Below are 8096 nucleotides of genomic sequence, written 5' to 3'. Positions count from 1 at the left end.
CCGCCACCGCCGGACCAGTCCCGACGCAACCCCCGATCAGCGACACGCCCGCGGACCCCCGCCACCGCCGGACCAGTCCCGACGCAACCCCCGATCAGCGACACGCCCGCGGACCCCCGCCACCGCCGGACCAGTCCCGACGCAACCCCCGATCACCGGTGCGCCCGGCGCCACGGGTCGGCTTCGGCCGGACGTTCCCAGCGCCGGTCCACCGGCGGGTCGTCGGTCTCGGCGGCGTCCCCGGCCGTGGCCCGGGTCAGGTGCCGCAACCGCAGCAGCAGCCCCATCCCGAGGAAGAGCAGTAGCCCGCCGAGGAGGAACGCGAGCTGCACCACGCCGAACGCGCCGGACTGCGAGACCGGACGGTTGGCCGCCGGTGGCGCGGCGTCGGCCGGCTGCTCCGCCACCGACTCCTCCGTCGCCGTGCTCTCGTCGTCGGTCGGCGCGCTCGCCGACTCGGTGGGCTTCGGCGGGGTCGGCTTCGGCGCCCGGGTCGGGACGCCCACCCCCACCACCGAGCGGGTGGCGGTCTGCCGGGCCAGCAACCGCCGGTTGGCGTCGTACGCCTCGGCGGCGAGGGTGACCCGCCCCTGGGTGACGTCCTCGGCGAAGGCCACCCGGTAGCGGGCCGTGACCGTGCGGCCGGGGCAGAGCGTGCCCGGGTCGAGTTGCCGGTCGGTCAGCCGGGCAACGTCCCCCTGGGTACGGATCTCCAGCGGGAAGTCGCCGGTCTCCTCCACCCGGTCCATCTTCACCTGGTCGAGCCGGAGGCCGCCCTGCACGCTGAGCACCATCGACCAGCGCACCTTCGCGCACCTGGCGCGTCGATCGGTCTGGGAGACCACCGCGGAGATCGTCCGCACCTGCTCACCGGCGGTGAACTGTCCGGGTAGGCCACTCATCTCGGTGGTGAAGGCCGCCTGGGCCGGTGCGGCCACCGCCAGCTCCACCCCGCTCAGGCAGGCCAGCACCACCCCAGCCCTCAGCGCATTCCGCCACACCGTCACCACCGCCGCCCTCCGTTCGGTCGCCTCCACCCCGCAACGCTAGAAGCGGGGCACCGACCCGACCAGACGGGTGTGTTCGCACCGGGCGGCAAGGACGGGGTGGGTTTTCACCGACCGTGGTGAACCGGTGACCGCAGCCCCGCGACACGCCGGATGTCGGGCCGCTGGGACAATCACGCCGTGTCCGAGCTCTCCAGCACGTTCGTCCGGCTGCACGCCCGGCTGGCCCCGGTTCCGTTCGTGCCCGAGGTGCGGCTGCACCAGGCGGACGAGCCGATCGGGTTGTGGGAGCTGACCGAGGGCGAGTTCTCCAGCGACCGGCCGCCGCCGTTCTGGGCGTTCGCCTGGGCCGGCGGGCAGGCCCTGGCCCGCTACGTGACCGACCACCCGGAGCTGGTCGCCGGCCGCCGGGTGCTCGACCTCGCGTCCGGCTCCGGCCTGGTGGCCATCGCCGCCGCCCGTGCCGGCGCGGCGTCCGTGCGGGCCGTCGAGGTGGACGAGTTGGCGGTGGCGGCGGTGGCCCTCAACGCCGAAGCCAACGGGGTACGCGTCGACGCCGAGTTCGGCGACATCCTCGACGGCGACGCCGGCGACGCCGAGGTGGTGCTCGCCGGGGACGTCTTTTACAGCGAGGCGATGGCCCGCCGGGTCCTGCGGTTCCTGCTGCGCGCCACCCGGGCCGGCGCACCGGCGCTCGTCGGTGACCCCGGTCGGGCCTTCCTGCCCCGGGACCGCTTCGACGAGGTGGCCGGGTACGACGTGCCGGTGCCGGAGGCGTTGGAGAGCGTGCGGGTGAAGCGCACCACCGTGTGGCGGCTGCGAGCCGGGCTGCCGAGGGCTTCCGGCTAGCGTGTCCGGGTGCTGTTCCGCAGCTGGGCGCAGGTCACCGACCCCGCATGGCCGGACGTGGCCCGGGTGCCGGACCACGTCGGCGGCACGCACCTGGTCGTGACCCGGCACGCGTTGGTCCGCCAGGTCCTCGCCGACCCGGTCACCTACCGGCCGGACAACGCCCTGGACGCGGTGACGCCGATGCCGGTGACCGCGCTGCGGGTGCTCGCCGGGCACCGGTTCCGGCTGCCGCCGACCCTGGCGAACAACTCGGGCGTCGGTCATCCGCAGATCCGGGCGATCGTCGCGGCGGCGTTGCACCCCAGCCGGGTGGCCGCGCAGCAACCCTGGCTCACCGCGCTGGTCCGGGACCGGGTCGCCCGGATCGGCGCCACGCTCGACGCCGGTGCGCCTGTCGACCTGTACGCGGACCTCGCCGCCGACCTCCCGCTGCTGGTGCTGGCCCGGCTGGTCGAGTTGCCGGACGCGCCTGTGCACGCGGTCAAGGAGTTCGCCCGCGCCGCGCTCGAGTTGTTCTGGGCACCACTTGACGGCGACCGACAGGTGGCGCTCGCCGCCGAGGTGGGCCGGTTCCACCGCGTACTGCGGGACTTCGCGTCCGTCGGTGGCGGCTTGGCCGCCGAACTGCGCGCGGCCGGGCACCCACCGGACGTGGTGGTCGGCGCCCTGTTCTTCCTGTTGGTCGCCGGGCAGGAGACCACCTCGCAGTTCCTCACCCTGCTGTTGCACCGGCTGGCCGGTGAGCCCGCCGTCCGGGCCGGCCTGCGGGCCGGCGAGGTGGCGGTGGCCGACGTGGTGGAGGAGGGGCTGCGGCTGGAACCGCCGATCGTCACGTGGCGGCGGGTGGCGTCGACGGAGAGCACGCTCGGCGGCACGCCGGTGCCGGCGGGCAGCAGCCTGGTGCTGTGGCTGGGCCGCGCGGGTCGGGACCCGGCGGTCGTGGAGTCGCCCGACGAGTTCCGTCCGGGCCAGCGTGGGTCACGCCGACACCTGGCGTTCGGGGCGGGTGCGCACCGCTGCGTCGGGGACGTGCTGGCCCGGATGGAGGCGGCCGTGGTGGTGACCGAGGCCGCCCCGCTGCTGGACGGGGTGAGCGTGCTCCGGCCGCCCTGGTGCCCGGACAATCTCACCTTCCGGATGCCTGACGCGTTCGTGGTCCGCCGCTCCCCCGGGGGCACCGGGCTGACAGGTTCCTGACATCCGCTCGGTATGTTTCCGGGCGTGTCAGCCATCACCGCCCGTCGGATCCCCGCCGTAGCAACACTTCTGGCCCTGCTGGCGTTGACCGGTTGCGCAGGCGGGCCCGGCCACCCGGCCTACGCCCGGCAGGTCACCGTGGCCCCGCCGACCCCGTCCGCCCCGGCTCCGTCGGCCGCGCCGTCCGCGACCGCGAAACCCGCGTTCAAGAGCCTGGCCTGGTACGTGTCCCAGGTGCCGACGTTTCCCGAGGCTCCGCTTCCGCAACCGGTGCCGCTGCCGGCGACCGGTTCGGCCCCGTTCTGGCACCGCCTGCCGACCGACCAGAAGGTCGCCTTCATCACCATCGACGACGGCGGGCTGGCCCGCCCACCGGGGGTCGTCGACTTCATCTGGGCGGCGCGCATCCCGGTGACGATGTTCCTGAACTCTCCGGCGGCGGCGGAGCACACCGACTACTTCCGACAGATCGAGGCGGTGGGCGGGGTGGTGGAGAACCACACCATCCACCACAATTCGCTGGCCGGACGCTCGTACGAGTATCAGAAGCAGGAGATCTGCGGTGCCGCGGACCGGCTGGAGGAGTCGTTCGGCAAGCGGCCCACGCTGTTCCGGCCACCGTTCGGCGAGCACGACAGCACCACGCTGAAGGCGGCACACGACTGCGGCGCGAAGGCGGTCTTCCACTGGACCGAGACCGTCCACGAGGGGAAGGTGCGCTACCAGACCCCGGAGAAGGTGATCCAGCCCGGCGACGTGCTGCTGATGCACTTCCGACCGGCGCTGATGGACGACCTTCTCGCGGCGTTGAAGGCGATCCACCGGGCCGGGCTCACACCGGCACTGCTGGAGCAGTACGTACGGTGACCAGCCCGCCACCGACCTGACGAAAGTCAGGGACGGGTGGTGCCGTTCGGGCGCGGTGCGACAGCGGGCCGCTCGCCTAGCGTCAGCTCATGATCACATTACGTGGGTTGACCAAACGGTTCGGGTCGACCGTCGCGGTCGACGCGTTGACAGTCGACGTCGCGCCCGGCCGGGTCACCGGCTTCCTCGGCCCCAACGGTGCCGGCAAGTCCACCACCATGCGGATGATTCTCGGGCTGGACCGCCCCACCGCCGGGCAGGCCCTGGTGGGCGGGCGGGCGTACCGGGAGTTCCGCCGGCCACTGCACGAGGTGGGCGCGCTGCTCGACGCCCGGGCCATCCACCCGGCCCGCTCCGGCCGGGCGCACCTGCGGGCCATGGCGCAGAGCAACGGCATTCCGACCCGCCGGGTCGACGAGGTGCTGGACACCGTCGGGCTGGACGGGCGAGCCGCCGGCAAGCCGGGCCGGACGCTCTCCCTCGGCATGGGCCAGCGGCTCGGCATCGCCGGTGCGCTGCTCGGCGACCCGCCGGTGCTGATGTTCGACGAGCCGGTGAACGGGCTCGACCCGGACGGGGTGCGCTGGGTGCGGCAGCTCATGCGCTCGTTGGCCGACGAGGGGCGCACGGTCTTCGTCTCCAGCCACCTGATGAGCGAGATGCAGCTCACCGCCGACCAGCTCGTGGTGATCGGTCGGGGACGGCTGCTCGCCGACGCGCCGATCGGCGAGGTGATCGCCGGCAGCACCGTCGCGGTCCGGGTCCGCAGCCCGCAACCCGACGGGCTGGACGCACTGGCCGCGCGCCTGAGCGCCGCCGGGGCGAGCGTCGAGGCCGCCGGCCGCACCGAGCTGACCGTCACCGGCGTCACCGCCGACCAGGTCGGTGACCTGGCCCACGAGCTGGGGGTACGACTGCACGAGCTGAGCGCGCACGCCGCGTCGTTGGAGCAGGCGTTCATGGAGCTGACCGCCGACAGCGTCGAGTACGCGGGCGGCCCGATCGAAGGTGGGCACCGATGAGCACGCGGACCGACACGGGCACCCGCCCCGCCATCGCGCCGGCCACCGGCGCGCCGGCAGTCTTCCGGGGGGCGGTGGCCGCCGAGTGGACCAAGCTCGCCTCGGTCCGGAGCACCTGGTGGACGGCGCTGGCCGGCCTGGTGGTGACGGCCGCGAGCGCCGGTCAACTGGCCATCTACGCCGCCAACGGCAACACCAACGACGATCCGACCGACGACCGGGGGATCGTCACCGTCGGCAGCGTGCTGATCGACTCGGTCGAGCTGACCCAGTACGTGGTGCTGGCGTTGGGCCTGCTCGCGATCACCGCCGAGTTCACCAGTGGCACCATCCGGCCGACGTTGCAGTGCACCCCGTCGCGCGGTCGCGTACTGCTGGCCAAGGCCGCCGTCACCGGGGCGGTGACCTTCGCGCTCGGGCTGCTGCTCGGCGGTGTCGGCGTCCTGGTCGCCCGGCCGGTGCTCGGCGAGTGGGGCAGCGCCCCGGCCGCCGACACGATCGGCGACATCGTGGCGGTGGCGGCCTACCTGGCGCTCGTCGGCGTGCTCGCCCTGGGCCTCGGCGCCGCGCTACGCAGCGCGGTGCTCACCCTCACCGTGCTGCTGGCCACCCTGATGATCGTGCCGCTGTCCCTACAGGAGCCGGACATCGACGTGCTGACCCGGATCGCCGACGTGTTCCCCGGTGTGGCCGGCGGGCACTTCATGGCCGGCGACACCGAGCCCTACCCACCCCTGGTCGGGCTGCTCCTGCTCGCCGGGTGGGCCGGCGCGGCGCTGCTGCTGGGCCGGGCCGCCCTGCGCCGACGCGACGCCTGAGGCCGGCCGGCTGAGCGGGGGCCACCCGGCCCCCGCTCAGCCGTCGACCAACCCCGCCTCGTACGCGAGGATCGCCGCCTGCACCCGGTTACGCACGTCCAGCCGGGTGAAGATGCTTGTCAGGTAGCTCTTCACGGTGCCCTCCACGAGGTGCAGCCGACGGGCGATCTCGGCGTTGGAGAGGCCCGCCCCGACCAGGGCCAGCACCTCCCGTTCCCGCTCGGTCAGGCCGGCCGTACGGTCCCGGGCGGCGGGCCGGCGAGCCAACCGGTCGGCCCCCAGCTCGATCACCCGGCGGGCCACCCTCGGTGACAGGTACGCCCCACCGTCGGCGACCGCGTGCACCCCGGCGATCAGCTCACGCGGGTCACCGGCCTTGAGCAGGAACCCGCTGGCACCGTGCCCCAGCGCCCGGGCCACGTGGTCGTCCTCGCCGAACGTGGTCAGCATGATCGTCGCGGTGTCCGGCACGACCCGGCGGATCTCGGCGGCGGCGGCCAACCCGTCCAGCCGCGGCATCCGGATGTCCAGCAGCGCCACCCGGGGACGGTGGGCGCGGACCAACTCCACCGCCGCGTGCCCGTCCCCGGCCTCGGCGACCACCTCGATGCCCGGGTCGCTGGCCAGGATGGCCCGGACGCCGGCCCGGATCATCGCCTCGTCGTCGGCCAGCACCACCCGGATCGGCGGTATCCCCGTCGTGTCGGCGTCCACTAGGCGATCCACTCCTTGCTGACCAGCCGGCCATCGGTGAAACAGAGCCGCCAGGTCGGCGCGGCGAGGGGAAAGTTACCGTCGGTGTAGTACTCGCAGCCGGCCCGGTCGACAGCCGCAGAACGTTCCAACTGCCGCCGGGGCAGCCCGACCAACTCCGAGCGGGCCGCGCCGACGCGCAACTGGTCGAAGGTGGCCCGGTCCAGCACCGTCCCGGCGGTCGCCACCGGGTAGTAGACGAACGAGAGCACCAGGGCGAAACAAACCGGGGCGACGAGCGCCACCAGCAGGCTGCGCCGAACCCGCCGGCGGGCGTCGTGCAGCCGCCGCTCAGCGTCCACCGGCCGCTCGGCCGGTCCGGATCGCTCGTCGGACCAGGACGTCGGCACGACCTCGGCCACCGACCCGATCGCCTCGGGCGGCGCCGCGGTGGCGGGCAACACCGCCCGTACCGTGAACCCGCCCTCGGCCCGACGGCCGGCGTCGAGCGTTCCACCGGCGAGGCGGACCCGCTCGGCGAGGGCGAGCAGCCCACTGCCCTGCGACGGCGGGGCGGGCAGCGGCCCGGCCGGCGGAACGTCGTTGACGACTGTCACCTCGACCCGGTCACCATTGCGGCTGAGGCGCACGTCGACCGAGGCGCCCGGCGCGTACCGGGCCGCGTTGGTGAGCGCCTCCCGGACGATCCGGTGCGCCGCGTGACAGGTCATCGCCGGTAGGTCCGCGACCGCCGGGGCGGCCTCCAGCCGTACCACCATGCCGGCCTCGCGGGCACCGTCGACCAGGTCGGCCACCGTCTCCCCACTCGGGCGCAGCGATGCGCCAGCCTCCTCGCGGAGCACCCCGATGATCTCGTGCAGCCGCTCGGTGGCGGCGGAGACGCTGGCCCGCAACTCCCCGGCCGCGGCCCGGTGCCGGTCGTCCAGGTCGGCGGCGACCTCCAGGGCGGCGGCGCGCACCGCGATCAGGCTGAGGTCGTGACCGAGGGAGTCGTGCATCTCGCCGGCGATCCGGGCCCGCTCACGCAGCCGGATCCGCTCGGCGGAACCCCGCTGTTCGCGGGTCAGCGCGTCGACGTGCCGGCGGCCGGCGTCGGTCAACTCCTGCTGCTGGCGACGGTACCGGCCGACCAACCAGGGGAACACGGCGGCGAAGAGCAGCACCGAGGCGAGCAGGAACCAGGTGGCCGCGCCAGCGCCGAGGAACCCCAGGTTGAGCGCCGTGCCACCGGCCGTGATCAGCACGAAGACCAGGATCGCCGGACCCACCGTGGCGCTGCGCCGCCCGGCGAGGTAGCTGAAGACCGGAATGGCGAACACGAAGTTGCCGTCGACAAGCGACCCGAGCACCGCAAGCACCAGGGCGACCAACGGCTGACGTCGAGTCGCCAGCACCGCCACACCGAGCAGCAGCACCTTGCCGACCAGCAGCGGCACCGTGTACCGCGAATAGGGCGGGCTGGCCTCGGCGTAGCCGACCGGAGCGGCCACCACCACCCAGAGCAGCACGTCCAGCAGCAGGCGACGCCGCCGGTGCAGCCAACCCGGCGGCGGGTAGTCGAGGATCCGCACGGCGGCCAGGCTACCCACGCCCGACCTGCGCGGACACCGACGAAAGTC

At 74.0% G+C, this 8096-nt stretch carries 8 protein-coding genes; 5 read left to right on the top strand and 3 right to left on the bottom strand.

The window, feature by feature from the left end:
- Nucleotides 1–152: 152 nt before the first annotated feature.
- Nucleotides 153–1037, bottom strand: coding sequence for a hypothetical protein (locus AB0C15_RS08985; protein WP_357350256.1), 885 nt, complete (start codon nucleotides 1035–1037; stop codon nucleotides 153–155).
- Nucleotides 1038–1187: 150 nt separating this feature from the next.
- Between AB0C15_RS08985 and AB0C15_RS08980 the strand changes: the two genes are divergently transcribed.
- The 5 genes from AB0C15_RS08980 to AB0C15_RS08960 all read left to right on the top strand — a co-directional run bounded on the left by AB0C15_RS08980 (nucleotide 1188) and on the right by AB0C15_RS08960 (nucleotide 5763).
- On the top strand, nucleotides 1188–1856 hold the full coding sequence (locus tag AB0C15_RS08980) for a 50S ribosomal protein L11 methyltransferase (protein ID WP_357350254.1): 669 nt from the start codon (nucleotides 1188–1190) through the stop codon (nucleotides 1854–1856).
- Nucleotides 1857–1865: 9 nt separating this feature from the next.
- Entirely contained in the window at nucleotides 1866–3056 is a 1191-nt protein-coding gene (locus tag AB0C15_RS08975; RefSeq protein WP_357350253.1) for a cytochrome P450, read from the top strand.
- Between the two features lie 24 nt (nucleotides 3057–3080).
- A complete protein-coding gene (locus tag AB0C15_RS08970; RefSeq protein ID WP_357350252.1) occupies nucleotides 3081–3923 on the top strand; it encodes a polysaccharide deacetylase family protein in 843 nt (280 codons plus the stop codon).
- Nucleotides 3924–4012: 89 nt separating this feature from the next.
- Entirely contained in the window at nucleotides 4013–4945 is a 933-nt protein-coding gene (locus AB0C15_RS08965) for an ATP-binding cassette domain-containing protein (protein WP_357350250.1), read from the top strand.
- Entirely contained in the window at nucleotides 4942–5763 is an 822-nt protein-coding gene (locus AB0C15_RS08960; protein WP_357350248.1) for an ABC transporter permease, read from the top strand. Before AB0C15_RS08965 ends, AB0C15_RS08960 begins: the two co-directional genes overlap by 4 nt.
- Nucleotides 5764–5799: 36 nt before the next feature.
- On the opposite strand, the gene AB0C15_RS08955 is transcribed toward AB0C15_RS08960, so the two are convergent.
- Together AB0C15_RS08955 and AB0C15_RS08950 are read right to left on the bottom strand one after the other, a co-directional pair.
- On the bottom strand, nucleotides 5800–6477 hold the full coding sequence (locus tag AB0C15_RS08955) for a response regulator transcription factor (RefSeq protein ID WP_357350246.1): 678 nt from the start codon (nucleotides 6475–6477) through the stop codon (nucleotides 5800–5802).
- Complete coding sequence (locus AB0C15_RS08950) at nucleotides 6477–8048, bottom strand: histidine kinase (RefSeq protein ID WP_357350245.1); 1572 nt, start codon at nucleotides 8046–8048, stop codon at nucleotides 6477–6479. The genes AB0C15_RS08955 and AB0C15_RS08950 overlap by 1 nt, the downstream gene beginning before the upstream one ends.
- Nucleotides 8049–8096: the final 48 nt, after the last annotated feature.

The organism is Micromonospora sp. NPDC048835 (assembly GCF_040649995.1).
In the GTDB taxonomy this organism is placed as follows: domain Bacteria; phylum Actinomycetota; class Actinomycetes; order Mycobacteriales; family Micromonosporaceae; genus Micromonospora.
This window is presented reverse-complemented; position numbering and strand designations above follow the sequence as displayed.

What these genes read in the sequence shown, in the direction of transcription:
- AB0C15_RS08965 (WP_357350250.1), top strand. Translation starts at nt 4,013, where the DNA reads ATGATCACATTACGTGGGTTGACCAAACGGTTCGGGTCGACCGTCGCG.
- AB0C15_RS08960 (WP_357350248.1), top strand. Translation starts at nt 4,942, where the DNA reads ATGAGCACGCGGACCGACACGGGCACCCGCCCCGCCATCGCGCCGGCC.